The following is a 25,177-nucleotide window of genomic DNA, read 5'->3' on the forward strand; positions in this document are numbered from 1 at the left end:
AGGCAGGGAACATGCAACTCAACGACTACATCCGCATCGTTCGCAGGCGATGGGCGACGATCGTCGTCGTGACTCTCGTCGCCGTCTCGTGCGCTGCGGCCTACACGATCACAGCGACGAAGACCTACGTCGCATCTACGCAGCTCTTCGTCTCCGTGCAGGCAGCCGACGCCAGCAGCGCCGTCGAGGCCGTTCAGGGCACGAGCGCCGCCCAGGAGAAGGTCCGCACCTATGTGGGTGTGATCAAGAGCTCGACCGTCCTCGCGCCGGTGATCAAAAAACTGCATCTCACTACGACGCCGGCCGCTCTGGCCGATCGCGTCACGGCGACCGCGAACTCCAACACGACGCTGATGGACGTCGCGGTGACCGACACCGACCCCCAGCGCGCGGCCGAGATCGCGAACGCGGTCGGGGCGAGCTTCACCACCGAGGTCCTCGACCTCGAGTCCCCACTGGCGGGCGGGTCGAGCCTGGTGAAGGTCCGCACGATCGAGCCCGCAGTCGTGCCGGGCTACCCCTCGTCGCCGCGCGTGCTGTTCACTCTCGCCCTGGGCGGGCTCATCGGCCTCGCTGCCGGATTCTCTGTCGCGGTGCTGCGTTCGGCACTCGACACCCGCATCCACGGCAGCTCCGATGTCGAAGGAATCACCACGGTTCCTATTCTGGGTGGCATCAGCTTCGACCCGTCGATCAAGAATCGACCGCTCATCGTCCGCGCCGACCCTCGAAGCCCTCGAGCCGAGGCGTTCCGCGCGCTTCGAACGAACCTCCAGTTCGTCGATATCGGCGCGACGAAGCGGTGCTTCGTGACGACCTCGTCGGTGCCCTCGGAGGGGAAGACGACCACGACCGCGAACTTGGCCATCGCCATCGCCGAGAGCGGCGCCACGGTCGTGCTCGTCGACGGAGATCTTCGTCGACCGCGCATCGCCGAGATCATGGGGCTCGAGGGCGCCGTGGGCCTGACCGACATCCTGATCGGGCGCGTCGAGCTCGAAGACGCTCTCCAGCCCTGGGGCCGCGGCAGCCTCACGGTGCTCCCCGCGGGCAGCATTCCGCCGAACCCCAGCGAGCTTCTCGGGTCGGCTGGCATGCACGCCCTCATCCGCGAACTGACCGCCGCCTACGACTACGTTCTCGTCGACGCACCCCCCACGCTTCCCGTCACCGACGCCGCGCTCCTGAGCACCGTCACGAGCGGTGCCCTCGTCGTCGCCGCGGCGGGCCGCACGACGAAGAACCAGCTCCGAAGCGCGCTCGACAACCTCGAGCGGACGGGCAGCCACCCCGCCGGCGTCATCCTGACCATGCTTCCGGCTAAGGGCCCCAATGCCTATGGCTACGGCTCCTACGACGCGTACTACGGCATCGACGGCAAAGACCCGTCGCTCGAGACCGACGCTCTCATCTCCGGCCGCCACCGATGAGGCCCACACGCCCTCGAGTCGTCTACTACCGAATCCACGACCGCACGTACCCGCGCAACTCGCGAATCCGGCGCTACCTGGCCGATGCGGGCTTTGAAGTCGTCTCACCGCGACCGAGTCGAGTGCGGGGTCGAATCGTGCGACTGGCGCACGACGTCTTCCGCCTCTGGGCCGAGGCGCGACGCTCGCAGGTCGTCGTGCTCTCCGAACTCCGCCTCGCACACGCCCCCTTCGTCGCCCTCGTCGGCCGCCTGACGCGCTGCACCGTCGTGATCGACGGGTTCGTCGGCCTTCACGAAACAGCCGTGGGCGATTGGAAAGCCGTCTCACCGACCTCGTTTCGCGCCCGGCTCCTCCGACTGCAAGACCGTCTGGCGGTCGCCTGGTCAGACGTCTACCTCATCGACACCGAAGTGCGAGCAGCCGCCGTCAGACTTGACCATCCGCGAGCGCGCTGCGTTCTGGCGCTGCCCGTCGGTGCGCCCCCGTGGGCCACGCCCCAGCCGGCCCGAACGACCAGCGAGCCCCTGCGCATCCTGTACTACGGCAACTACATTCCTCTGCACGGGCTCGACATCGTCATCGAGGCCCTCGGCTCGCTTGCCCCGCGCCGGGCGTTCAGTGCGACATTCGTCGGCAACGGCAGCCTGCGTCCGGCCATCGAGGCCCGCGCCGTCAATCTGGGTATCGCGAACGACTGCGTCTTTCTCGACTCCGTTCCCGAAGAGGCACTCCTATCCGTGATCGCGTCGACGGACGTCGTGCTCGGGACGTTCGGCACATCCGCAAAGGCCCAGTCAGTCGTCGCCAACAAGGTCTGGCAGGGGCTCGCCTGCGGTCGCGTCGTCGTGACCCGCGACACCGCCGCGGTTCGGGAACTCGCGCCGATCGCGCGAAATCTTCTCGTCGGCGTGCGCTCCCCGCATTCCGCCGAACTGGCCGACACGCTTGCCGAGCTCAGCCCGGCAGACGCCGACACCTCGATCGCGACAGACCTCGAGACCTGGGTGGCAGGCGAATACGCGCAGTTCGGAGACATTCTGCGCGACCTCGTCGAGAGCCGATGCCGCCAATGACCATCCGCCACACCGCCGCCACGACACCCCGCTCCACCCCGGCCGCCCGCACGGGTGCGCTCCTCCTGTTCGCCGGAGCGCCAGTCCTCGGTGCGGCAGCGCCTCTCGCGATGACCATCGCAGTCACTCGGGGCCTCGGTGCCACCGGCTGGGCGTCACTGGCCCTGGCTCTCGCCATCGGCAACGCCAGCACCACGGTCGCCGAATTGGGCTGGGGCGTTGTAGGCCCCCAGCAGGTCGCTCGCCACCCCGATTCCCGCCATGACCTCTACCGCTCGGCTCTGGCCTCCAAGCTCGTCGCTCTCGTCGTGATCACCCCACTCGCGGCGGTCCTCGCGTTCCTGCTCGCCCCGGTCGATCCCGTCGGCGCCGCGTTCGTCGGGGCCGGTGGCGCGATGGCCTCCCTCAGCCCCGCGTGGTTCTTTGTCGGAGCCGGCCGCCCCGGCCTGACGCTGGTCTGCGACACGCTGCCGCGCTTGGTTCTCTCGCTCGGCGCCGCCTGGCTCATCGTCCGCGGCGCTTCCCTCGCGTTCTACGGGACCGCACTCGTCACGTCGTCGGTTGTGGCCTGGATCCTCGCCTCTGTGATCGCGGGGCTTCCGCTCGTTCCGCGAGCGCGCGACTTCACGCGGGCGCCCGAGACGCTCCGACGCCAGGCGGTCGTCGTGTCCGGGCGAGCCGTGAGCATCGTCTATACGGCACTCCCCTCGGTCGCCCTCGGCGCACTGGCTCCCGGCGCGGTCGCCCTCTACGCCGCCGTCGACCGACCGCTGCGCATGGGAGTCGTCGTGCTCGGGGCCATCCCGGCTCGCCTGCAGGCCTATCTCGGCGTGGTCGACCGGCGACTCGCCCAGCACCGGGCCCGCAACGCTCTGCTGATCAACGCCGGCATGGGGGTCGCCGCCGCCCTCGTCTTCGGTGCCGGCATGCCCGCGGTCTGGGGCGTTCTGTTCGCAGACGCCGTTCCGATGGATGCGGCCCTCATCGCTCTCGGATCACTGCTGGTCGCCGTGATGTGCGCATCCCGCGGGTTCGGCATCGTGCTGGTCGCCTTCGACGCGTCCAACGACATCACGCGAGCCATTCTGGCGGCGGCGGCAGTGGCCCTCGCGCTCGTCCCCGCGCTCTCTCTCGCCGCCGGGGCCACCGGGGCGGTCGTCGCTGTCATCGTCGCCGAGGTCACGGCGCTTGCAGTTCAGGGCCTCTGCGTGTGCCGTCGATGGCACGCGACGGTGCCCGCCCGGTGACCCCACTCCTCCCAGACCCCTCCTCCCCGAAGGTTCCCTGATGCTCATCGCTCTCGCTGCCCCGCTTGGCGCCGGCCTCTTCTTCCTCCTCAGCACCCTCGTCCAGCCCGCGCGCCTGCGCGGGATCGCCGTCGCGCTGACCGTGACCGCCCTGTGTCTCTTCTGGTCACGGACGAGCCCGCAGAGCGTCAAAGACGCCACCATCGCCGCCTCGCTCCTCTTCCTCGCCCTGACTGCCCTGTCGCCCCGTGCGCACGCGAGCATTCGGACGTCGATATCGCCCCTCATTCCCCTCACGGCCTTGTTCTTCGGCTGTGCCCTGGCGACGACACAACTGACCAACCCCGAGGGGGTCGGCTTCCTGCTTCGTCTAGTGGGCCTGTCGCTGCTGCTCATCACCGTCGTCGGCCAATTCACCCGAGACGACATAGCGTCACTGCGCCGAGGGCTCATCGCGAACGGGGCGATCCAGGTCGCCCTGGGGCTGATCGAACTTCTCATCACTCACCGCCCGGTCCTCTGGGGCTACCTGATCTACGGCAACGGACGCGGGCTGAACAACGAGAACCACCTCCTCGGCGATGCGGTGTCGCGAGTGCAGGGAAGCCTCGGCCACCCGATTCCGTTCTCGGTGGTCATCACCATCGCCCTGGTCCTCCTGCTTGTCGAGTGGAAGACCTTCTCCAGGCCGTGGGCTCTTCTCCTACTCGCCCTCTTCGCGGCGAGCCTGATCCTGTCGGGGTCACGAAGCGGGATCCTCGCCGCTATCCTCGGGGTCGCCTACGTCCTCCTGAACGGGAAGACCCTGTCGAGTCGATGGCGGGGGCTCCTCGCCGTCGCCGCCGGCGCCGCGGCCATCGCGCTCAACGCCGACTCCGTCGGTGCGATCGTCGGCGAACTCGTCGACTCCGGCTCCTTCTCGAACCGTCAGGGAAACCTCTCGTACGTGCCCGCTCTGCTGGCGCGACCCCCGTGGGAGTCGCTCTGGGGCAGCGGTGCGGCCACACAGCAGCTGCTGTTCGACCGCGGGCTCCTGCTCAACAACGGTCTCAACGTCGTCGACAACCAGCTCGTGACCACCCTCGCCACCCAGGGCGTGGTCGGGCTCCTGCTCCTCGTCCTCCTCGTACTCGTCGGGTGGCGCGCAACCGATGCGGCGGGGCGGGCAGCAATCCTCCCCATGGTCGTCATGCTCTGCTCTTTCGACTACCTCGCTTTCGCGTCGATGGTGAGCATCCTGATCGTCTGTCTCGCCATGCCCCGTGTCGAAACGGTGCTGACCGCCGACGACAGGGCCTGTGAGGAAGGCCAGCAGGCAAGCAAACCGATGGCCAAAATGAGAAACATCAACCGCGAAACGACACAGGCCATTTCGATATAAGGTATAAATACCTCGTGACTTCACGCCTTACTGCACCGCCGCATAAGCACCATGCCGAGATCGACGGGATCCGCGGCCTAGCGGTCTCCTTCGTCGTCCTCTTCCACCTCGGCGCCGGAGTGCGGGGCGGAGCAGTCGGCGTCGACGTCTTCTTCACCATCTCGGGCTTCGTCATCACCGCCGCGTTGCTCCGCGAGGTCGCGAGCACCGGCCGCGTCTCTCTTCCAGGGTTCGCTGCGCGCAGGATCCGCCGCCTCCTCCCCGCCGCCGCAGTCGTGACGGCTGCCACCCTCGTCGCGACCGGCACCCTGTGGTTTCAGCCGAGGTTCTTCCAGACCATCCTCGACGCTTTCGCCGCTGCCACCCTCGTCGAGAACTGGCACCTCATCGGTGCAGGCGCCTCGTACCTCCACGATCCGACACCGTCACCGCTGCAGCACCTCTGGTCGCTCGCCGTCGAGGAGCAGTTCTACCTCGCCTGGCCCCTCGTGGTGGTTCTTGCGGTGGTTGTCGGGCGCTCACGCAGGAGGATCCTGCTCCTCGTCGCGGGTGTCGCCATCCTCACGACGGCCGTCTCGATCGTCGTCGCGGCGTCGCTGACCGTGAGCTCGCCCAATGCGAGCTACTTCAACACGACGACCCGGCTGTGGGAGATCGCGCTTGGGTGCCTCTGCTGCGTCGCCTCGAACCGCCTCCGCCACCTCCCGGCCACGATCCGCACCTGGGCCTCGTCGGCGGGGGTCGTCCTCCTCGTCGTGACTCCGCTCGTCGTGCCGAGCGACTCCCTGCCCTGGCCCGGTGCCGCGCCCGCCGTGGTGGGCACCGCTCTCGTTCTCCTCTGCGGCCTTGGCGGCTCGGCCCTGCCGTCACGTGCTCTGCAATTTGCTCCCCTCCGCTGGCTGGGCTTGCGCTCGTATTCCCTCTATCTGTGGCACTTCCCCCTGATCGTTGTCGCAACGAGTGCGATCGACATGACCCCGGCTCTCGCACTGGCGATCGCGGCCGCGACCCTCTTCCTGTCAGCCCTGACCTACCGGTACATCGAGGTCCCTTTCCAACGGCCGCGACGGGCCCTCTCGCCTGACCGCACACGGAAACGGAAACGGACACGGACACGACTGTCACCCCGGGCGACGGCGATCGCCGCCGTGGCCGCTTCGACATCCGCGGTGCTCATCGTCGGGTGTTTCGCGGTGGCTCAGGTACGCGGCCCAGGAAAGCTGGGCGATCCCGCGTTCGCCGCTTCGACCTTGGGCCTCATCGACCCCGCCCCGCCTCCGAGCACCCCACCCACCCTCGACGAGCTGCGCCGACAGCTCTCGAAAGCCTCCGCCGCCCGCTCCTGGCCCGCCGAGATTCGATCCCAACTCGATTCCGCCTTCACGAGCCGCCTTCCCCCGGCAATGGACAACGATTCAGGATGCCGTCATAACCCGGTCGAATCGACGCAGATCCCCCGAACCTGCAGCTGGGGCGACCCCAAGGCATCTCGGCGCGCTGTCGTGATCGGGGATTCCTCGGCTGCCGCCTGGACTCCCGCCGTAGCCGGGGCGCTCGTTCCCCTGGGCTGGCGAGTCGACGCCCTCTCCTTCTCCGGCTGCTCGTTCGTCTCCGTGTCGGCCACTCCAACCGGCCAGCCCTGGTTCGCCAAAGCCTGCCGAGCAAGCCGCGACATCATGTTCCGCCTCGCTCGGCAGCTCTCCGCCGACCTCGTGCTCCTCAGCGACAGCACCAACCTCCTCCCCTTCCTCGAGAGTGGAGCCCAGCGCGATGCCGCCGAGCGCGAGTGGCGCGACGGAACCACCGAGACGCTTCGGGCTCTCGACGCCCCCGATCGCGCTCTCGTCCTATTGCCCGCGCCACCCAAAGGCCCCTCGCCGGCGATCTGCACGACACGGCTCTCCGCTCCCTCCGCGTGCCTCGCAAGCCCGCCGTCCAACTACCACCTGAAGCGAGACGCCGAATCGAAGGCTGCCGCCGCCGCCCGAAAGACTGGCGTCGACGCGCACTACATCGACACACTGCCCTGGTTCTGTACGGGCACGCGATGCCCTCTCTTCGCCGGAACCAACCTCATCCGCGCCGACGCTTCCCATCTCAGCGAGCGCATGTCACGTGCGCTCAGCGACATCCTGCGAGAGGCACTCGATCGGCTAGACGTAGTGCCTCGGAGGTGACTCCGACAATCCGAACTCCCCCGTCAGCTGTCCACCCCGCCTTCACCACGAAAGCACCGGTATGCAAGCGCCCTTCCAATTACTCTTCGTCTGCACGGGCAACATCTGCCGGTCGCCCTACGCCGAGCTCCTGCTCCGCGAGCGCCTGGGCAGCCCGCCCTTCGTCGCCGTTGCAAGCCTCGGCACCAGCGCGGCCGAGGGCGCGCCGATACCCGAGCCAATGGTCGCTCTGGCAACGGCGCGCGGGCTGACACCCGGTCACCACCGAGGCACCCAGGCCACCGCGGGCGCACTCCTCGGGGCCGACCTGATCATCGCGCTCGACCGCCACAACCGCGGCCGGGTCGTCTCGATGGCTCCACGGACGAACCGCTACACCGTGACGCTACGCGAGTTCGGCCGTCTCGCGCAGGCCGTCACCGACGACGACGTCCGAGATCTCGACGTGCGATCGGGCAACGATCAAGCAGAGCGGCTCCGCGGGGTGACCCGCACGGTCCTCGCTCTGCGAGGCTCCGTCCCGCCGCCGCCCACACCCGAGTTCGACGACGTCGTCGACCCGTTCGGGCTCTCCGACGCGGTCTATCGCCAAGCGGTCGCCGAGATCGAGCCAGCTGTCGAGACGCTCGCCAGCCTCCTGCGCCGCGCGGTCGCAGCCCCTTGAGCTCGTGGCGGCTCAGCCTGCCGCGGGTCGCGGAAAGCTCACGTGCTGCAGCACCCAGGCGTGCATGACGACTGCAGCGGCGGCAGAAGCGTTGATGCTTCGCGTCGACCCGAACTGCACGATCTCGAGGATCGCGTCGGCCGCCGCGATCGCCTCGGGTGAGAGCCCGGGGCCCTCCTGCCCGAAGAGCAGAACGCACGTCTCGGGCAGATCGAACGTCTCGATGGGAACGGAGCCTTCGACGTTGTCTATCGCGAGCACCGGGATCCTGCGCTCTTTTGCCCAGGCGATGAATGTCTCGACGTCGGGGTGGTTGATGACGTGCTGGTAGCGGTCGGTCACCATGGCACCGCGCTTGTTCCAGCGACGCCGACCGATGATGTGGACCGTGTCGGCACCGAACGCGTTGGCGCTGCGCACGATCGAGCCGATGTTCATGTCGTGCTGCCAGTTCTCGATGGCGACATGAAAGGGGTGCCGGTGCTCGTCGAGGTCGGCGACGATCGCCTCCATCGACCAGTAGCGGTATCGGTCGATGACGTTCCGGGTGTCACCGCCCCGGAGGAGGTCGGGGTCGTAGTGCTCGTCCCCCGGCCAGTCCGCTTCGCCGCCCGGCCACGGCCCGATGCCGTGGGTGGTCTGCTCGGGGCTCGTTGCGGGTTCGTCGGTCACGGAGTCCAGTCTTCCAGGCCGTCCGCCCACGGCAGGCCGCTACTGTGAGCGCATGGTGACTCGTGACGAAGTGGAATGCTGGCTGACCGACATGGACGGCGTGCTCGTCCACGAGAATCAGGCCCTTCCGGGTGCCTCTGAGCTGATCCAGCAGTGGCAGAACGAGGGAACGCCCTATCTCGTCTTGACGAACAACTCGATCTTCACGCCGCGCGATCTGTCCGCCCGACTCCGCGCCTCCGGTCTCGAGGTGCCCGAAGATCGGATCTGGACCAGCGCCCTGGCCACCGCCGACTTCTGCCGCTCGCAGATGCCGGGGGGCTCCGCGTTCGTCATCGGCGAGGCCGGCATGACGACGGCCCTGCACGAGGCGGGGTTCATCATGACCGAGACGGCACCCGACTACGTCGTCGTGGGCGAGACGCGCAACTACTCGTTCGAGGCGATCACGAAGGCGGCCCGGCTGATCATGGGCGGGGCCCGCTTCATCGTGACGAACCCCGATGCAACCGGCCCCAGCGCCGAGGGGATCCTGCCCGCCACGGGAGCCATCGCCGCCATGATCACCAAGGTCACCGGCAAAGAGCCCTACATCGTCGGCAAGCCGAACCCGATGATGTTCCGTTCGGCGATGAACCGGATCGGCGCCCACTCCGAGAACACCGCCATGATCGGCGACCGCATGGACACCGACATCATCGCCGGTATCGAAGCGGGTCTCCACACGATTCTCGTGCTCACGGGCATCAGCGACCGCGCCGAGATCGACCGCTACCCGTTCCGCCCCACCGAGGTGCTGAACGGCGTGCACGAGCTCGTGCGCTCGGAGCCGGTCGCCTACGATCTCGGCGATGCCGACGGCAACCTGTAGTCGGGCTCTACGGCACCAGGCTGCTCGACAGTTGGTCGCCGCCCGTGCGATTCACGAAGCAGTAGAACGTCCGCGAACCCGCTGCCCATTCCTCGGCGGTCGACGGGAAGCTGTCTGACACCTGCACGTCGGTGTAGGCCTGCGCGGCGCTGAGATTGATGGCCTTGTCGGACTGGCACTGCGGCGAGACCTGCGCCTCGAGAGCCGCAGCACCCGGGTAGGTCGACCCGGCGGCCCCGTCGAGCGTTCCGACGTAGACGAGCTGGGCGACGTGTGGAGTGCCGCAATCGACGACCGTGTAGCTCGACTGCCAGGCGTCGGTGAACGCCGACAGGCACTCACCACCACCGAGTTCGGTGTAGGGATGCACGCCGGGCCCCGCGAGACCCGAGGCCGCGGTCGCCTTCGGAGTGGGCGTGCTGCTCGCCTTCGGTGTGGCCTTCGACGTGCTGGTCGCGGTCGCCTTTGGAGTGGCCGTGGCGACCGGCGCCGCCGTCGAGTCGGACTCTCCGGCCAGAACCCGCCCGAAGAAGAAGAGCGCTGCGAGCACGACGACGAAGGCGACGGCGATTCCGACGAAGAGCAGGATCCGGCGGCGGCCGGCATCCGATCCCCCGCCCCCCTGCGCGCGCGGGCGGACCGCGGCCGGCGTCGCCGTCGATGCGGTCGGCGCTGCGGGCGCGGCCGAAGCCCAGGCAGCAGGCGCCTTCGAAACGTCGATCGGAGTGATGGTCCGCGAGCTGACTCCTCCGAGCGGCAGCGGACGCTCCGTCGGCGTCACCGGCACCACGCGCGTCGGCGCATCGGCCGAGACGGTCGTCACCGGTGTGACAGGCACGACGGGCGTCGCAGGCACCACGGGCGTCACAGGCACCACGGGCGGAACGAAGACGACGGTCGGCGCATCACTCGGAGCCGGGCCGGGTCGGGCGAAATCGGCGTCGGTTTCTGCCGGCACGGCCGACATCGCCTGCGTGACAGGAAGCTCAGGATCCACAGGCTCGTCCGCCCAGGCACCGTCCGGTCCACCCGGCGGCAGATCGTCTGCCGCGGGGTCGGCGACCTCGGGGCGGGCGTCCTCCCCGAACAGCGCGGCCACGGCGTCGACGTCGTCGGCCGGGTCGAGGGGCTCGGCGCCGGGCTGTTCGACAGAGGGCCGAACCGAGTCCGGCAGCTCGTCTTGGTCCGGCACAGCTGCAGCCGCGGAGGCAGTCGGGGTCGCCGCCGGCTCGAGGTCGTCGAGCGACCACACGACCGGCGCGGCGACCGTCGGCGTCTCGTCCCTCGTCACTGCATCAGGCACCGACGTCACGGGCTCAGGCGCCGAGGGCTGAGGCGCGACGGGCTCGGCCCGGACCGGCTCAGGCATGCCAGGCTCATGTACGACGGGCACGGGCGAAAGAGGCTCAGGCTCACGCGAGGCCGGTTCGACGGGCGGCAGATCCGTCCAATCGAAGCGGGAGGGCTCGCTCGACGTCGCCGCATCGGCCGGGGGCACCGAGATGAGCTCGGTGAACGAGGCAGCACGAGCGGGCGGGGGTTCGGGACTCGCGGGAGCGGGATCCTGCGGGGGAACGACGTGGACGGGAGCGGTCGGGGTCGCCCCGAAGACCGCGCCGAAGTCGGAGGTGGGCGTCTCACCGCGGCCGTCGTGCGCCGGCAGTGCCGACGTGTCGAGGGGTTCGGCGACGGTCGGGGTCGAGAGACTCCAGGGTTCGGGGGCGTCGGCGGATCGGTCTTCGTCGAGCGCGTCATCGCGCTGGCCGCGCAGGGCCGAGAGATCGAGCGACATCGGGTGGGGCGACTCGGGAGACGCCGGTGTGGCGGCCGCGGGAGGGACAGGCAGGGGCGTGGCCGGTGCTGCGGGAGGCTCGACCGGGGTCACGGGCGGTTCGACCCGAGCGGAATGACGCGGCGGACGCGGCTCGCCGAAGAAGGCCTCGGCGCTCGGCAGCCGACGCGGAACGATCGGAACGGTTTGCGAGGCGTCGGGCTCGGTAGGGGTGGCGGGAGCAGCGGATTCGCGTGCTGCCGGGGGCGGCGTCGCGGATCCTGCGCTCTCCGCCTCGGGATCGTCGCCCGGGCGACGCTCGTCGCTCACGGCTCCAACCCGAGGTCGTCCAGACTGATCGCCGCGAAGTACGGGTAGCCGGCCGCCTCGATCACCTCTCGGGCACCGGTGGATCGGTCGACGACGACCGCGACCCCGACGACGACCGCGCCGACCTTCTCGAGCGCCTCGATCGCCTTCAACGGCGAACCGCCGGTCGTCGAGGTGTCTTCGAGCACGATCACGCGCTTGCCGTCGAGCTCGGGACCTTCGACCTGGCGACCGCGACCGTGGTCTTTGGGCTCTTTGCGTACGACGAAGGCGTCGTAGTCTTTGCCGGCGGCGGCGCCCTGGTGCAGAACCGCGGTAGCGATGGGGTCGGCGCCCATGGTGAGACCGCCCACGGCGAAGACGTCGGGCACCTCGTCGATGAGGTCGACCATCACCTGGCCGATCAACGGGGCCACCCGGTGATCGAGGCTGACCTTGCGCAGATCGACGTAGTACGACGCCTTCTTGCCGCTGGTCAGCGTGAAGTCTCCGTGGAAAACGGCGAGTTCGCTGATGTAGTCGATGAGCTTCTGGCGTACGTCGGTCACGCCCACATGGTACCCGGCCCCTCTCCACAGCCTCACGCCCCGTTCGCGGGGCGGCTGGACACCGGTGTCGCCGGCTCTTAGTAGCGTGGGGGCATGCGAGTCGCCACCTGGAACGTCAACTCCATTCGAGCCCGTGCGGGCCGCGTCGTCGATTGGCTCGTGCGCGAAGACGTCGACGTGCTCGGCATGCAAGAGCTGAAGTGCAAACCGGAGCAGTTTCCGTACGACGTCTTCCAGGAGGCCGGGTACGACGTCGAGCTGCACGGCCTCTCGCAGTGGAACGGCGTCGGCTTCGCCAGCCGCCTCCCGATGGACGACGTCGAGATCACCTTCCCGTCGCAGCCCGGCTTCGCCAAGGGCGTCGAGTCGTCCGAGGCGCCCAAAGAGGCCCGAGCGATCGGCGTCACCGTCGACGGCGTCCGGCTCTGGAGCCTGTACGTGCCGAACGGTCGCGAACTCGACGATCCGCATTACGTCTACAAGCTCGACTGGCTGGCGAAGCTCCGCGACGAGACCGAGGGCTGGATCAAGGCCAACCCCGAGCAGCCGCTCGCGCTGATGGGCGACTGGAATGTGGCGCCGCTCGACACCGACGTGTGGGATCCCGCGGTCTTCGAAGGCCACACCCACACCAGCCCGGCCGAACGCGACGCATTCGCCGCCTTCCAGACGAAGGGGCTGCTGACCGACGTCGTGCGGCCGCGCTTGCCCGAGGGCTACACCTACTGGGATTACAAGCAGCTTCGTTTTCCGCGCAACGAGGGCATGCGGATCGACTTCATCCTCGGCTCCAAGCCGTTCGCCGACCTCGTCACGAGCGCGCGGATCGACCGCAACGAGCGCAAGGGTGATGCGCCGAGCGACCACGTGCCCGTCGTCGTCGACCTCGATGTCGACCCGGGTGACGACGACGATCGGCCCATGATCTTCTGAATTGTTCCGGGGGCTATGAATTCGACGGAGATGTCTGCAGAGCCCAAGACGATCACGGTGTGGGCGTTTGCACACGGGAGTAACTCCGGCGAATTCATGATCTGGGTGGCCAGGATTGTCACACCGACGTGTGCCACGGCGAGCGCGATTCGGCGCTGTGCGGCGGCTACGAGGGTAGGCAACTGGCAGACGTTCTGCGGACTGGGAGACGCGCCGCGGCGGAGCGGCTAGTCCGCACCACGTCTGCGAGGGAGCGGGCGCCCCTACTTCAAGAGAGCCGCGACGACGACCAGCACGGGCACCGCGGCAATCGTCGTGATCAATACCGTGTCCCGCGCCACGACCACCCCCGTCTGATACCGCTGCGCGTAGTTGAACGCGTTCTGCGCACTCGGCAGCCCGGCGAGCACCACCGTCACGAAGAGCTCGTCGTGCCCGAAGTCGAACACGAAAGCGCCGAGGATCCACGCCACAACGGGCATCACCACGACCTTGAGTGCGCTCTCGACCAGCACGTCCACCCGCGCACTCCCCGCCTGCAGCGGCTTCTGCCCGTGCAGCGACATGCCGAACGAGATCAGCACGACAGGCACGGCGGCGGCACCGACCAACGCGAATGGTTCGAGCACGTCGGTGGGAATGCGGATGTCGAACACCGAGACGAGCACGCCGAGGAGAGAGGCGATGAGGAGGGGATTGCGGAACGGGCGCGTCACGGTGGCCAAGCGGCTGCTGCCGGATCCTCGGTTCGTCGACACGTCCATAATCGTCAGCACTACCGGAGTCAGAATGAGCAGCTGAAAAAGGAGGACCGGCGCCACATAGGTCGCACTGCCCAAGACGTAGACAGCGACGGGGATGCCGATGTTGTTGGCGTTGACGTAGGCCCCCGCCATCGTGCCCATTGTGGTCTCGGGCACCGAGCGACGAAGCACGAGCCGCAGCACCACTACCGAGATCGCCGCCGCGGTGAGTGCCGCGAGGGTCGACACGATCAAGATGGGCGAGAACAGCACGTGCACGTCGGCCTTCGAGATGGTCGTGAAGAGCAGGCACGGGGTGAGCACGAAGAAGACGAGTTGGCTGAGCACGCGGTGCCCCTGCGGTCCGAGCAGATCGATGCGCCCGACGACGTACCCGATCAGAATGACCGCGCCGATGATTGCGAACCCGATCAGAACTCCAGCCATACTCCCCAGTCTGGTGGCTGCGGCGTTAGCCTCGAGCCATGGCTGAGACTGTTTTCAACGGGGGCACATTCGCCTACGAGCTCGACGGAGAGCCGAGCGCTCCGGCTCTGGTGCTGATCCACGCGGGGGTGGCGACGCGGCGGATGTGGGATCCGATCGTGCCGGGCCTGGCCCAAAACCACAGGATCCTGCACTACGACACCCGGGGTTTCGGTGACACGGCAACCGACGACGTCCACTTCTCGGAGGTCGACGATCTTCTCGCCGTGATGGGCGCCGCTGGCATCGACCGGGCCACCCTCATCGGCGCCTCCCGCGGGGGCCGGATCGCGATCGACGCCGTCGTCGAGCACCCCGACCGCTTCACCGGCCTCGTCACCGTCGGGTCGGTGCCGAGCGGATTTCCGGAGGTCGAGATGACCGAGCGCGAGAACGAGCTGTTCGACGAACTCGACGCCCTGCTGGCAGCGGGAGACCACACGCAACTCAACCGCGTCGAGGCCGAGCTCTGGGCCGCAGGGCCGACGCGAGACCTGATCGAACTCGAACCGGCGTTTCTCGAGCAGGCCTACGCACTCAATGCGGCCAATCTGCCGCACCTGACCGAGACGCCCAAGCCCGTCCCCCTCGAGTCTCCGGCCTACTACCGCACCGTCGACATCGAGCTGCCCGCGCTCATCGTCGTCGGCGAGCACGACCTCTCGGGCGAGTTGGCCGCGACCGAGTACCTCCTCTCGACCGTCCCCGACTCGTCAGGGGCGCGGTTTCCCGACTCGGCTCACCTGCCGAGCGTCGAGCGCCCCGACGAATTCGTCAGGATCCTGAACACCTGGCTCGAATCTCGACAGCTCTAGTCTGGATGTCTGAGGTGTGACATACCATGTTGTCTATGGCAGTCACCACCTCGCAACCACGTCGCGCCCTCACCGCCCTGCTCGGCATTGGTGCCCTCAGCACTGCGGCCGGCCTCCTCGTCAGCGTCGCCATTACGCCCGGCGTCGCGGTGGCCGGTCAAGCAGCCTCGGGTTCAATTCGCGCCTTCGATCAGATCCCCGAGTACATCGAGATCGGCAAGCTGCAGCAACGCAACGTCGTCTACGCGCACAAGGGCGGCCAGGAGGTGCCGCTGGCCACCCTCTACAGCGAGAACCGCGTGACGGTCGGGTGGAACGACGTCTCCAAAAACCTGAAGAACGCCGCGGTCGCGGGCGAAGACCGGCGCTTCTTCGAGCACGGTGCCGTCGATCTCAGCTCCCTCGTCCGGGCGGGTGTCGGCAGCCTGGCGACGAAAGAGCTCGGGTCGGCGGGTGGCGGCTCGACCCTGTCGATGCAGCTGGTTCGCAACATCCTCGTCGCGAAGGCCATGTCGCTCGACACGGAGAAGGCCCGTCAAAAGGCCTACGCGAAAGCCACCGAGAAGTCGACGGCTCGCAAGATCGCCGAGATGAAGCTCGCGATCGGCCTCGAGAAGAAATACAGCAAGAAAGAGATCCTGCTCGCCTACCTCAACATCGCCTACTTCGGCGATCAGGCGTACGGCGTCGAGGCGGCGGCCCAGCACTACCTCGGCAAGAGCTCCAAGACGCTGACGCCGGCCGAGGCGGCCAGTCTCATCGCGACCGTCCAGTACCCCGAGAGCCGTAACCTCTCCTCACCGAAGCACTACAAGGCCAATAAGGCTCGGCGCGACGTGATCCTCCGGTCGATGGCGAACGAGAAGATGATGTCGAAGGCGTCGCTCACGAAGGCCCTCAAAGCGCGCATCGGTTCGTACGTCCATCTCACCCCAGCGACGCAGGGCTGCATGGCGGTGACGGAGGCCGGAGCCCAGCAGTGGTGCGACCTGATCCGCCGCGTCGTGAAGACGCTTCCGGCTCTGGGCAAGACGGCCGCCGACCGCGACCGCAACTGGCGACTCGGCGGGTACGAGATCCACACCTCGCTCGATCTCGATCTCACGGCGAAGGCGAAAGAGCTGGTCGACACCTACGCCCCCAAAACCGAGACTCGATACGCGCTGGGTGCCGTGGCCACCTCCGTCGAGGCCGGTACCGGGCGCGTCATCGTGATGGCCCAGAACAAAGACTTCGACGACACCCTCCGGGGCGGCGGGCCCGGCACGACCGCGGTCAACTACGCCGTCGACGAGAAGTGGGGCAGCTCAACCGGCTTTCAACCCGGGTCGACCTACAAACCCTTCACGCTTCTCGACTGGCTAAAGAAGGGCCACAGCCTGTACGACACGGTCAATGCGACTCCGCGCGACTTCAGCCCGATGACCGCCTGCGGGGCTCCCGACTACACCCGCTTCGACCCCAAGAACGACGACTTCGGTAACCCGGGCACGGTCACAGCCCTCCAGGCCACGATCCGCTCGATCAACACGGGCTACGCCGCGATGGCGCAGAAGCTCGACCTCTGCGACATCCGCGACACCGCCAAGTCGCTCGGCGTCCACCCCGCCGACGGCGGCGAGCTCTCCGCCTATCCATCGTCCGTCATCGGCTCCGGCAACACCGTCGCCCCGCTCACCGTGGCAGCGGCCTTTGCCGCCATCGCCAACGGCGGCACCTACTGCGAACCGACGTTCATCGACTCGATCGTCGACGACGCCGGCACGACCCTTCCCGGCCAGACGACGAAGTGCGAGCAGGCCATCGACGCCGATGTCGTAGCCAGGGCCGCGGTGGCGATGCAGGGGGTCTTCGCATCGGGCACGGCGTCCTCCGCCAACCCGCGCGACGGCGTGCCGATCCTCGGCAAGACCGGAACGACCGACCATGCCGAACAGACCTGGCTCGTCGGCGGCTCGTCGAAGGTCGTCACGGCCTCCTGGGTCGGGAACATCGAGGGCCACCAAAACCAGTACGGCATCTACGGCACCTACGGCGCGATGAACGTGCAGCGGCTGAACATCTGGCGCGGCCTGCAGTCGGCCATCAACGCCGCCTACGGCGGAGACGCCTTCGCCGCAGCGGCGCCGGAATACCGTCCCCCCACCACCCCGCTGCCGCTCGGCGACGACGACGAGACCGAGGCTGATCCCGACGGCGAGCTCGACACAACCGGCGAAGGTAACGACGACAGCAACGGCACTGCACCGGCGCCTCAGAACGACGAGCCGGCTGCCCCGCCGACGTCAGGCACCGAGCCTGCCCCCACCGCGCCCGCGCCCACCCCGCCGGGCAACGAGTAGGTCGGCCCTCTCTTCGTGAGAGAGACTGGGCAGGTGACTCCTCTGCACGATCCCGCACTTCACTCGTTCGCCTCCGACAACTATTCGGGCGCCCACCCCGAGGTCATTCAGGCGCTGGCCGACGCGAACGGCGGCCACGTCGCCTCCTACGGCGCCGACCCCTACACGACGCGATTCAGCGAGCTCGTCGAGCAACACTTCGGCGCCGGCTCGACCGTCTACCCCGTCCTCACCGGCACGGGCGCCAACGTGGCCGCCCTCCAGGCGCTCGTTCCGCGCTGGGGCGCCGTCATCTGCGCATCGACCGCGCACATCTACACCGACGAGGGCGGGGCTCCCGAGCGCCTGGGCGGGCTGAAACTCCTCTCCGTTCCGACTCCCGACGGCAAGCTGACACCCGATCTGATCGACCGGCAGGCCGACGGGTGGGGCGACCAGCAGCGCCCGCAGCCCCTGGCCGTCTCGATCACGCAGACGACCGAGATGGGAACGGCCTACTCGGTCTCCGAGATCCGGGCGATCACGCAACACGCGCACTCCCTCGGCATGACGGTGCACCTCGACGGCGCGCGCATCGCCAATGCCGCCGCCAGCACCGGGGCCACGCTCCAGCAGATGACGCGCGACGCCGGAGTCGATGCGGTCTCGTTCGGCGGCACCAAAAACGGCCTCCTCTTCGGCGAATCGGTCGTCTCGCTGAGCGACGCAGGTCTCGAGGGCATCACGTACATCCGCAAGATGGACGCGCAGCTCCCCTCGAAGATGCGCTTCGTGTCGGCCCAGTTCGTGGCACTCCTCGAGGGTGATCTCTGGCTCCGGTCAGCGCAGCACGCCAACGCCCTCGCGCTCCGCCTTCGCGACGCGCTCGTCGACCTCCCCGGCGTCACGATCACGCAGGCGGTCGAAGCCAACGCGGTCTTCGTGGTCCTCCCGAAACCGATCATCGAGACGGTCCGCGCCGAACACCGGTTTTACGACTGGAACAGAGAGACGGGCGAGGTGCGACTGATGTGCTCCTTCGATACGACGACCGACGACGTCGACTCACTTGTGGCGTCGATCCGTCGCGAACTGGGCGAGCTCTCGTGACGGAGCCGTCGGATCCTTCGGGCATCCCCGTGCCGGCTACCAGCCCCGGCACGTCTCGCCCCGGGCTTCCCGCCGGGGCCGTCGCCCCGGGGCGTCCGGCCAAGCCGAAGCGACGCCCCCTCCGCACGGGCGACGTGGCGATCACGGCGATCTTCACGGCGATCCTCTACATCCTGGTGGCGGTCTATGTCGTCGAAGCTCTGAATCGTGCCGATTCAGCGGAGGGATCGGTGCCGGGCGCCGCTCTCGCGAACGTCCTCGCCGAGTTCGCCCCGATCGCTCTCGCCGTCTTCGCGTCGGTTTTCGCCGGGCTCTTCGTCGCGCGGCGCATTCTCGCCTTCTGGTTGCCCGTGGTGGCCGCGATCCTCGTCGTGGCGCTGTACTCGGTCACTCAGCAGATGATCGATTCGGCGGTCGTCTCGCACCTCGGTGGCTGAGGGCGCCGCGTCACGACATAAGCATGCGCGGGCATAGATACTGCGCCTAGGGTGTTCAGCAAAAGAGTTCTCCTCGACGGTGCGGAGTCAGACTTCACTACTCCAGGAGCAGCTATGACCACCACAGACCAGTCCGCCACCACGGTTCGCACCTCTGAGACCTCGGTGCCTCTCGTCGATCTTCTTGACGAGCGCTGGAGCCCCCGCTCGTTCGACCCGACCGCCACAGTCTCCGACGAGCAGGTGACGGCCCTGCTCGAGGCCGCGCGCTGGGCACCGTCGGCCCTCAACCTGCAGCCGCGACGCTTCATCGTCGGGCGCCGCGGAACCGCGACCTTCGACACGATCCTCGCCAACCTTATGGGCTTCAACACGCTGTGGGCGGGTAACGCCGCCGCGCTCGTCGTGGCCATCGCCGAGACCGAGTCCGAAGCGGGCGACGCTCGCGCCGGTGCCCAGTACGACCTCGGGCTCGCGGTCTCGGCACTGACGGTTCAGGCTCACGCCGAGGGCCTCCACGTGCACCAGATGGCCGGCATCGAGGTCGACGGACTCCGAGCCGCCTTCGACCTTCCCGCCCGCCTTCTGCCCGTCACCGTGAGCGCGGTCGGAGTCGTCGCCCCCGCCGACCAGCTCCCCGAGAAGCTGGCCGAGCGCGAGACGCTCCCCCGCACGCGCCTCGAGCTCGACGAGCTGGTGCTGCGCCGCGACTGATCTCGGGCGCATCGCACGAGACGAGGGCCCGGGCACCGTATGGTGCCCGGGCCCCTCTGTCACTCCGAGGCCGGGTCGGTCGGCTGCGGCGCCGGTGATGTCAGATCGGTCGGCTCCGACTTGACGACCGTCAGCGACTCGCCCCCTTCGGCCACGTCGACGAGCACGGTGTCGCCGTCGACGATCACACCGCCGAGCAGCGCTCGGGCGAGGTTGTCGTCGATCTGCCGCTGCATGAGTCGACGCAGCGGGCGGGCCCCGTAGATGGGGTCGTAGCCGCGCTCCGCCAACCAGGCCCGGGCGTCCGGCGTCACTGCCAGCTCGAGACGGCGATCCGAGAGCCTCCGGGCCAGTCGGTCGACGTACAGCGACACGATCTGCCCCAAGTCGTCTTGCGACAGGGTCGTGAACAGAACGATGTCGTCGAGTCGGTTCAAGAACTCCGGCTTGAAGGCCTGCCGCAGTGTCGCCTGGACGGCCTCCTCTTTCTGCTCCTGCGTCAGCACCGGGTCGATAAGGAACTGGCTGCCGATGTTCGAGGTCAGCACGAGGATCACGTTCCGGAAGTCGACCGTCCGCCCCTGGCCATCGGTGAGGCGTCCGTCATCGAGCACCTGCAGCAGAATGTCGAAGACGTCGGGGTGCGCCTTTTCGACCTCGTCGAGCAGCACCACGCTGTACGGTCGCCGCCGCACCGCTTCGGTCAGCTGCCCGCCGGCCTCGTAGCCGACGTACCCGGGAGGCGCCCCGACCAGCCGCGACACCGTGTGTGCCTCGCCGTACTCCGACATGTCGATGCGGATCATCGCCTTCTCGTCGTCGAACAGGAACTCCGCGAGCGCGCGCGCCAGCTCGGTCTTGCCGACGCCGGTCGGCCCGAGAAACAGGAACGAGCCCGTCGGGCGATCAGGATCCGAGATCCCGGCCCTGGTCCGCCGCACGGCCTCACTCACCGCCGTCACGGCCTCTCGCTGCCCGATGATCCTCCGCCCCAGCTCGTTTTCGAGGTGCAGCAACTTCTCGGTCTCGGCCGCGAGCAGCCGTCCGACCGGAATGCCTGTCCACGCCGCGACGACCTCCGCGATGTCGGCGTCGGTGACCTGGTCGTTGACCATCCGGTCACCCGACTCCTCGATGCTCTCGGCGTCGGCGATGCTCTTCTCGATCTCGGGGATCGTCTCGTAGTTGATCTTCGAGGCGTCTTGGTAACGCCCCTCGCGCATGGCCCGATCGAGTTCGATGCGGGCGTCGTTCAGCTGCCCCTTGAGCTCGCCGACCCCCTGGAGGGCAGCTTTCTCGGCCTGCCACCGACGATTCAAGTCGGCGTAGGTCTGCTGCCGAGCGGTCATCTCGTCGCGCAGGGCGTCGAGTCGGGCTCGGCTCGCGGGATCCTTCTCTTTTTTGAGCGCCAACTCTTCGACCTGCATCCGCGCCAGGGAGCGGTAGAGCTCGTCGAGTTCGAGGGGCGACGAGTCGATCTCCATCTTGAGGCGGGATCCGGCCTCGTCGACCAGGTCGATCGCCTTGTCGGGCAGTTGCCGACCCGAGATGTAGCGGTTGCTGAGCGATGCGGCTGCGACGAGCGCGCTGTCGGCGATCGTGATGCCGTGGTGCGCCTCATAGCGCTCTTTCAGGCCGCGGAGAATGGCGATCGTGTCTTCGACGCTGGGCTCACCGACGTAGACCTGCTGAAAACGGCGTTCGAGGGCGGCGTCTTTTTCGATGTACTGGCGGTACTCGTCGAGCGTCGTCGCGCCGATCAGCCGCAACTCGCCGCGGGCCAGCATCGGCTTGAGCATGTTCGCCGCTGCCACCGATCCTTCGCCGCCGCCCGCACCCATGAGGGTATGAAGCTCGTCGATGAACGTGATCACCTGGCCGTCGGATTCGGTGATCTCCTTGAGCACAGCCTTGAGGCGCTCCTCGAACTGGCCGCGGTACATGGCGCCGGCGACGAGCGCCGAGATGTCGAGTGAGATCAGCCTCTTGCCCTTGAGCGAGTCGGCCACGTCGCCGGCGATTATCCGCTGCGCTAGGCCCTCAACGACCGCCGTCTTGCCGACGCCCGGCTCACCGATGAGCACGGGGTTGTTCTTCGTGCGCCTCGTGAGCACCTGGCTGACGCGCCGAATTTCGGTGTCTCTCCCAATGACAGGGTCGAGCTTGCCGCTCGCCGCAATCGCCGTCAGGTCGACGCCGTACTGCTCGAGGGCGCTCTTCTGCTTCTCGTCGGAGGCCGGCGCGCCTTGCATGTTCGCCATCAGTCACCTTTCGAAGTTGAGTTGATCCGACTCAAGTTTATTCGTCGGAGACCCGGCGCGCCACCACGCTTTCTCGCTCTGTTTGCGATATTTGGAGTGTAGATGTAATATTTTGTTTACTCCGTTCTCTCCGCCCGCGCTCTGCGGGCCGATCAGAAAGACACAAACCCTTCATGAATATCGCTAAAACCGGGGCCGCTTTCGGCCTCGCCGCGCTGACGCTCGCGTCGTCGCTCTCGCTCGGGGCTGCTGCCAATGCCGCTCCTTCCACGCCCACCGCAAATGACACTCCGCAGGTGGAAGGCGATCACCTCCTCATTCCTTACGTTGTGCGGAACGCCGACGGAACGTATTTCGGGGCTAAGACAAGTGTGAATCAGAGATCGAGGAACGGGACGCTTCAAGAAGCTCTCGCCTATGCAGACAAGATTCAGGTTCCCCGGCCCGGAGTCACCGGAAAACTCTTGTCTGAAGACGGCTCACGGTGCCTTTTCGTTGGCTCTAGTAGCCTCCACTACCGCTACCTTCAAGCGGGCGGCATCTCGGGCTCGTACTGCACCGGCCCGGGGACGACCTATGCGAACGCCTTTCAAGTCTCTGGCGACGGCACGCTCACCGAGAGCGTAAATCCGAGTTTTCGCATCCTCGTTGATAATCGATACTCACAAGTTCTTTACCAGGAGCCCGCGGCCGACGAGACTCCGTCGCGGCTTCTGCTTCTGAACGCCGAGACAACCAGTGTCGACGTCTACAACCGCACCGCCATGATCAAGGGGTACGCAAACCCCGGCGCCAGGGTGATGATTGGTGCCAAGGAGATCTTCGCCGACCCCACGACGGGCGAGTGGACGACCACCGTCCGCAACCTCGAAATCGGCGAGAACACCTTCGAGATGGAGCAGTTCGACGGCGACGAATCACTCGGCAAATCCAGCTTCATCGTTGACGTGAAGACCACGCCCCTGAGCTTCAAGGTCACGGCCACCAGCATCAAGAACAACAGCGCCGACGTCGAGATCACCGGAACCCCCGGTGCCTCCGTCGAGTTCCAAGGCAGCGAGATCTCCCTCGGTCGCACCGGCACCGCGACCGCCACCGTCCGAGGCCTGGCCCTCGGAGGCAACGACGTCACCTTCGAACAGTGGATCGACTCGAAGTCGGTCGGCGGCCCGAAGACCTTCACGATCATGATGACGATCGCCGACCTGACCGTCGACGCCGCCTTCGGTGCGAACAACAACGAAGACGTCATCCTCTCCGGCAAGGCCGAGAGCGCCGCGCACATCACCGTCCTCGACGAGAACGGCGACAAGACCGAGACCGACGCCGACCCGCGCGGCAACTGGTCGACCCCGGTCAAGGCCCCCGGCGCCGGCATCCAGACGTTCGAGGTCTTCCAGACCATCGGCGACGCCAACAGTCTCGTCCGCGAAGTCGACGTCAACTACGGCAACCCGGTCGAGATCCTCACCCCCCGCGACAACACCGACACCGACGGCGGCACCCTCCACTTCACCGGAGAAGGCCAGTCGCTCGCGAACATCGGCCTTTACGAAAACGGCACCCGCCTCGCCTCCTTCCAGGCCCTGAACTCCGGCAACTGGAGTCACGACATCACCGGCGTCAAGGGTGACTACAAGCACACCTACACCGCGCGCATGCTCTCGAAGGGCAACCTGACCACCGAAGAGACCATCACCGTCAACCCCGACAAGCCCGAAGAGGCCGAGGCCGCGAAGTTCGACCTGACGAACCCGAAAGACGGCGAAGACGTCACCCTGGCCGACGGCAAGGCCTCCCTCGAAGGCACCGCACGAGCGGGCGCCGACGTGCAGGTGATCTTCGGCGGCAACGTCGTCGGTAGCGCCACCGCCAGCGACACCAACACCTGGCAGACCCTCGCCGCTCTTCCCACCGGCACCCACAACGTCCGCTTCAAGGTCACCGCCGCCGGGCAGCCAGTCGAGAACCACTACCGCACGATCACCGTCAAGGCCGAAGAGGGCACCTCGTTCGAACTGACAAACCCGAAAGACGGCGGAGAAATCAGCCAGGTCAACGGACTCGTCGACTTCACCGGCAAGGCGAAGAAGAACACCTCCGTCGAGATCTGGGCCGGCGGCAAAGCCGTCGCGACCGGCCTCACCGGCGATACCGAAACCTGGACGGCGAAGGGCGCCAGCCTCCCCGTCGGCACGCAGCTAGTCCGCGCCAAAGTCAACACCAACGGCGTCATCCAGAACGTCTTTTTCACCATCACCGTCAAAGCCGAAGAGGGCGTCACCTTCGAGCTGACGAACCCGAAAGACGGCGGCGAAGTCACCCGGGTGAACGGACTCGTCGACTTCACCGGCAAGGCGAAGAAGAACACCTCCGTCGAGATCTGGTCCGGCGGCACCGTCGTCGCGACCGGCCTCACCGGCGACACCGAAACCTGGACGGCGAAGGGCGCCAACCTTCCCGTCGGCTCCCACCTGCTCCGCGCGAAGGTCAACACCAACGGCGTCATGCAGAACGTCTTCTTCACCGTCACGGTAAAAGCCGAACAGGGCGTGACATTCGAGCTGACAAACCCGAAAGACGGCGGCGAAGTCACCCAGGTGAACGGACTCGTCGACTTCACCGGTAAAGCACCGAAGAACACCTCCGTCGAGATCTGGTCCGGCGGCACCGTCGTCGCGACCGGTCTTACCGGCGACACCGAGGCCTGGACGGCGAAGGGCGCCAAGCTCCCCGTCGGCGCCCAGATGCTCCGCGCCAAGGTCAACACCAACGGCGCCGTGCAGAACGTGTTCTTCACCGTCACGGTCAACGAGGCCGTCGGCACCATCCAGGACTTCGAGCTGACCACCCCCGGAGCAGACGGACACGTCGACTCGTTCGTGCAGAACGGCACCAACCTCGCCACCTTCACGGGGCTCGGAACGACCGGCGGTCACGTCGAGATCTGGACCACCGGCAACATGGCAAGCGACCGCCTCGTCGCCATGGCCGACGTCGACAGCGACGGCAACTGGCAGGCCACCGGCGGTATCAGCAACTGGACCTGGAACCTCGAAGTCCGCTACACCCTCGGTGGCACGACCACGGTGACCCCCTTCACCGCCACCATCGCCGCCCCCGCCAAGTAACACCGGCGACACCCCCACCGCACCACCCACCCCGCCGGGCGGAGCCAACAGGCTCCGCC

19 protein-coding genes are annotated in these 25,177 nt (G+C 67.5%); 14 read left to right on the forward strand and 5 right to left on the reverse strand.

Features of this window, described 5'->3' with window-relative positions; translation table 11 throughout:
* The first annotated feature begins 11 nt into the window (after positions 1-11).
* The 6 genes from ASF54_RS09060 to ASF54_RS09085 all read left to right on the forward strand — a co-directional run bounded on the left by ASF54_RS09060 (position 12) and on the right by ASF54_RS09085 (position 7,975).
* The gene (locus tag ASF54_RS09060; RefSeq protein WP_055961101.1) at positions 12-1,430 is read left to right on the forward strand and encodes a polysaccharide biosynthesis tyrosine autokinase; all 1,419 of its coding nucleotides are present in this window, start codon (positions 12-14) and stop codon (positions 1,428-1,430) included.
* Entirely contained in the window at positions 1,427-2,506 is a 1,080-nt protein-coding gene (locus ASF54_RS09065; protein ID WP_055961106.1) for a glycosyltransferase, read from the forward strand. The genes ASF54_RS09060 and ASF54_RS09065 overlap by 4 nt, the downstream gene beginning before the upstream one ends.
* Complete coding sequence (locus ASF54_RS09070) at positions 2,503-3,753, forward strand: hypothetical protein (RefSeq protein ID WP_055961109.1); 1,251 nt, start codon at positions 2,503-2,505, stop codon at positions 3,751-3,753. The genes ASF54_RS09065 and ASF54_RS09070 overlap by 4 nt, the downstream gene beginning before the upstream one ends.
* Before the next feature lie 40 nt (positions 3,754-3,793).
* A complete protein-coding gene (locus ASF54_RS09075; RefSeq protein ID WP_055961112.1) occupies positions 3,794-5,134 on the forward strand; it encodes an O-antigen ligase family protein in 1,341 nt (446 codons plus the stop codon).
* A 14-nt stretch (positions 5,135-5,148) separates the two neighbouring features.
* The gene (locus ASF54_RS09080) at positions 5,149-7,311 is read left to right on the forward strand and encodes an acyltransferase family protein (protein WP_055961115.1); all 2,163 of its coding nucleotides are present in this window, start codon (positions 5,149-5,151) and stop codon (positions 7,309-7,311) included.
* Positions 7,312-7,372: 61 nt separating this feature from the next.
* Positions 7,373-7,975: an arsenate reductase/protein-tyrosine-phosphatase family protein gene (locus ASF54_RS09085; RefSeq protein ID WP_055961118.1), complete on the forward strand. Its 603-nt coding sequence runs from the start codon at positions 7,373-7,375 to the stop codon at positions 7,973-7,975.
* Positions 7,976-7,987: 12 nt separating this feature from the next.
* Here the strand turns inward: ASF54_RS09085 and ASF54_RS09090 are convergent, their stop codons facing one another.
* A complete protein-coding gene (locus tag ASF54_RS09090; RefSeq protein WP_200919605.1) occupies positions 7,988-8,656 on the reverse strand; it encodes a TrmH family RNA methyltransferase in 669 nt (222 codons plus the stop codon).
* Positions 8,657-8,699: 43 nt separating this feature from the next.
* On the opposite strand from ASF54_RS09090, the gene ASF54_RS09095 reads away from it, so the two are divergent.
* Positions 8,700-9,518 carry an HAD-IIA family hydrolase gene (locus ASF54_RS09095; RefSeq protein WP_055961123.1) on the forward strand — a complete coding sequence of 273 codons (819 nt, stop codon included), beginning with the start codon at positions 8,700-8,702 and terminating at the stop codon, positions 9,516-9,518.
* A gap of 7 nt (positions 9,519-9,525) precedes the next feature.
* Here the strand turns inward: ASF54_RS09095 and ASF54_RS09100 are convergent, their stop codons facing one another.
* Both ASF54_RS09100 and pyrE read right to left on the reverse strand, forming a co-directional pair.
* Positions 9,526-11,619: a septum formation family protein gene (locus tag ASF54_RS09100; RefSeq protein ID WP_055961127.1), complete on the reverse strand. Its 2,094-nt coding sequence runs from the start codon at positions 11,617-11,619 to the stop codon at positions 9,526-9,528.
* Positions 11,616-12,167 (reverse strand): orotate phosphoribosyltransferase, encoded by a 552-nt coding sequence (gene pyrE / locus ASF54_RS09105; RefSeq protein WP_055962361.1) that lies wholly within the window; start codon positions 12,165-12,167, stop codon positions 11,616-11,618. The genes ASF54_RS09100 and pyrE overlap by 4 nt, the downstream gene beginning before the upstream one ends.
* 93 nt (positions 12,168-12,260) lie before the next feature.
* Here pyrE and ASF54_RS09110 point away from each other — a divergent pair, with 93 nt between their 5' ends.
* Entirely contained in the window at positions 12,261-13,100 is an 840-nt protein-coding gene (locus ASF54_RS09110) for an exodeoxyribonuclease III (protein ID WP_055961129.1), read from the forward strand.
* Between the two features lie 263 nt (positions 13,101-13,363).
* Here ASF54_RS09110 and ASF54_RS09115 read toward each other — a convergent pair whose 3' ends face one another.
* Positions 13,364-14,290: an AEC family transporter gene (locus ASF54_RS09115; protein WP_055961132.1), complete on the reverse strand. Its 927-nt coding sequence runs from the start codon at positions 14,288-14,290 to the stop codon at positions 13,364-13,366.
* Positions 14,291-14,328: 38 nt separating this feature from the next.
* Here ASF54_RS09115 and ASF54_RS09120 point away from each other — a divergent pair, with 38 nt between their 5' ends.
* From ASF54_RS09120 to ASF54_RS09140, 5 genes are all read left to right on the forward strand, one after another.
* Complete coding sequence (locus tag ASF54_RS09120; RefSeq protein ID WP_055961135.1) at positions 14,329-15,144, forward strand: alpha/beta fold hydrolase; 816 nt, start codon at positions 14,329-14,331, stop codon at positions 15,142-15,144.
* Between the two features lie 35 nt (positions 15,145-15,179).
* Complete coding sequence (locus tag ASF54_RS09125) at positions 15,180-17,486, forward strand: transglycosylase domain-containing protein (RefSeq protein ID WP_055961138.1); 2,307 nt, start codon at positions 15,180-15,182, stop codon at positions 17,484-17,486.
* A gap of 33 nt (positions 17,487-17,519) precedes the next feature.
* Positions 17,520-18,575 (forward strand): threonine aldolase family protein, encoded by a 1,056-nt coding sequence (locus ASF54_RS09130; protein ID WP_235480985.1) that lies wholly within the window; start codon positions 17,520-17,522, stop codon positions 18,573-18,575.
* The gene (locus ASF54_RS09135) at positions 18,572-19,012 is read left to right on the forward strand and encodes a hypothetical protein (RefSeq protein WP_055961145.1); all 441 of its coding nucleotides are present in this window, start codon (positions 18,572-18,574) and stop codon (positions 19,010-19,012) included. Before ASF54_RS09130 ends, ASF54_RS09135 begins: the two co-directional genes overlap by 4 nt.
* A 114-nt stretch (positions 19,013-19,126) precedes the next feature.
* Complete coding sequence (locus ASF54_RS09140) at positions 19,127-19,726, forward strand: nitroreductase family protein (RefSeq protein WP_055961147.1); 600 nt, start codon at positions 19,127-19,129, stop codon at positions 19,724-19,726.
* A gap of 59 nt (positions 19,727-19,785) precedes the next feature.
* Here the strand turns inward: ASF54_RS09140 and ASF54_RS09145 are convergent, their stop codons facing one another.
* Complete coding sequence (locus ASF54_RS09145) at positions 19,786-21,987, reverse strand: ATP-dependent Clp protease ATP-binding subunit (protein WP_084816063.1); 2,202 nt, start codon at positions 21,985-21,987, stop codon at positions 19,786-19,788.
* Between the two features lie 173 nt (positions 21,988-22,160).
* Here ASF54_RS09145 and ASF54_RS09150 point away from each other — a divergent pair, with 173 nt between their 5' ends.
* Positions 22,161-25,118 (forward strand): hypothetical protein, encoded by a 2,958-nt coding sequence (locus ASF54_RS09150; RefSeq protein WP_055961149.1) that lies wholly within the window; start codon positions 22,161-22,163, stop codon positions 25,116-25,118.
* Positions 25,119-25,177 lie beyond the last annotated feature (59 nt).

It is taken from the genome of Frondihabitans sp. Leaf304 (genome assembly GCF_001423105.1).
Lineage (GTDB): Bacteria > Actinomycetota > Actinomycetes > Actinomycetales > Microbacteriaceae > Frondihabitans.